General features: G+C 32.0%; 1 protein-coding gene. It reads right to left on the bottom strand.

Going from position 1 to position 1,995, the window contains the following annotated elements:
• Positions 1-134 precede the first annotated feature (134 nt).
• On the bottom strand, positions 135-1,826 hold the full coding sequence (locus tag C7954_RS13470; RefSeq protein WP_133530722.1) for a transposase: 1,692 nt from the start codon (positions 1,824-1,826) through the stop codon (positions 135-137).
• Between the last annotated feature and the right edge of the window lie 169 nt (positions 1,827-1,995).

The raw sequence follows: 1,995 nt of genomic DNA, 5'->3' as shown, positions 1-1,995 counted from the left end.
ATGATTTGACCACCAAAAGACAGCGTTTTAAAAATTAAACAGACAGATTATTGGCAGGTATATTAATTTTAAAGTTAAAAAATAATATACTGACAAATTATAGTAAAACAAAAGAAAATAAGACAGGTATCTTTCTAAATACCCGCCAGTTTTACGCTTTTGAACAACTTTTTGACATTACTTGCCATTATTTTTATCCCAAACCATATTTTTGAGCGCACTAATCCCCTGACGGGCATATTGTCTACATTGTAGACTCTTCTAAAGACTGAAGGAATACCCTCAACACCTGCTCGCTGGCTGGTTAGCTTTATGTATTCTTTAGTTTCCATCTCTTCTCTAAGTTTAGCGGTGGCATACTGCTGCTCACTAAACCTGATTGAATTATATTTAACCTGTTCTTTAACACGGCAGCTTTCTTTATGAGGACAGCCATGACAATCCTCTTTATCAAATTTAGCTGTATAAGTATTTGTATCTTCATTGAACTCTGATTTAACAGGCTCTTTTTCGTTAGCACATTCAGTTATCACTTTTTCCTGTTCATCAATTTTAAAACTGGCATAGCTCATTTTATCTTCTGCCGGTTTTCTACCGGTTAATTCACCAGGGATTAATATTATCCCCAGACTTAGAGCTTTTTTAGCAAGGTCAAAAGAATAATAAGCGCCGTCTATAAATATTTGAATTAAAGCTGTATTTTCTTCCTGAGTAGAAGAATTTACCTGCTCAATCTTATCATGGTTTTCCAGGGTATTGTCGATTTTCTCTTCACTATCATTTGTGGTCGCATCATCATAAATATCACTCAGTATTTCAATTATATCTGAACTAAAGTGTTTATCACTGTAAATGTTGGGCTTAAGATCGTAGTTTGTAATGATACTGCCATTTTCATCAAAAATTTCAACTACATTTGCAGCATAACCAATATTACTGCCATATTTAAAACGGTAGGTAGCATCAGGGTCGCTGGGATTCTGCAGACTATCAGATTCTATATTTTTGCTCTCTTTAGGTTCAACTATATTAAAGTTGTCATCATCTTTAGTTTGTTCGCCCAGCATTCTTTTTAAAGTTTTAAATTCTTCAGTTTCAGTAACTTTTTTACCGGCTTCCAGACCGCTATTATATAGTTCTCCGGCCTGTTTTAATAAAAATTCTAGTTTAGTTTCACTTTCACTGTCTTTAGTTCTATAGATAGTTTCATTTTTATGACCTTTTTCAAGATAAGATTTACATTTTTCAGGTATAAGGTCAGTAGAAAGTTGAGCAAGCATTTTAATAAATTGGTAGTTAACAGTATAAACAAGTTCAATACGAGAAAGATTTTTGCAGGAAGAAGAGACCATAAATGAATCCATTCTAACTTTTTGTCCATCAATATTTAAATGCTCGGCAATTAATCTGGATAATGATTCTACTTCCTGCTGAATCAAATCAATGTCGGTAAGATTATAGTAAGCGTAAACCCGATTTCTAAAATTAGTAAATGTGTTAAAAGAAACAGGTGGTCTTTCTTCACTTGTTAGTCTTAGAGCGTATTGAAATCTATCGTCAAAAAAGATGGATCCTAATAATTGTTCATCAGTAAGCTGGAAAATTTCTTTTAAGCAAAGAGCTCCAATGATAACATTCACAGGAGAATTAGGCCTGGATGGTTTATCACTGTAAAGTACTTCAAATCTATTTTCATTTATTTCAGGGAAAATAATCTCCTGAAAGATATGAGCCCAGCTATTATATAGCATATTCTGCAGATATTTAGGCATATTATGAACTTTATCAAAAAAACTTATCTGTTGAAATGAATTTGATAGAAACATTAAAAGTCACCCTTTCCTTATATTCTTACTATTATTATACCATATAAACGCTGTCATAGCAAGGCTTATGGGTAATTTAATATTATAAAATAACACTGATTTTAATAAAAATAATTTACACATTATGGTTTCATTGCTATATTTTTTAAGCTTTTTGTGGTAGAATCAT

Source organism: Halanaerobium congolense, assembly GCF_004366375.1.
GTDB classification, from domain to species: domain Bacteria; phylum Bacillota; class Halanaerobiia; order Halanaerobiales; family Halanaerobiaceae; genus Halanaerobium; species Halanaerobium congolense.
The sequence above is the reverse complement of the archived record's forward strand: the minus strand, read 5'-3'. Positions and strand labels throughout refer to the sequence as shown.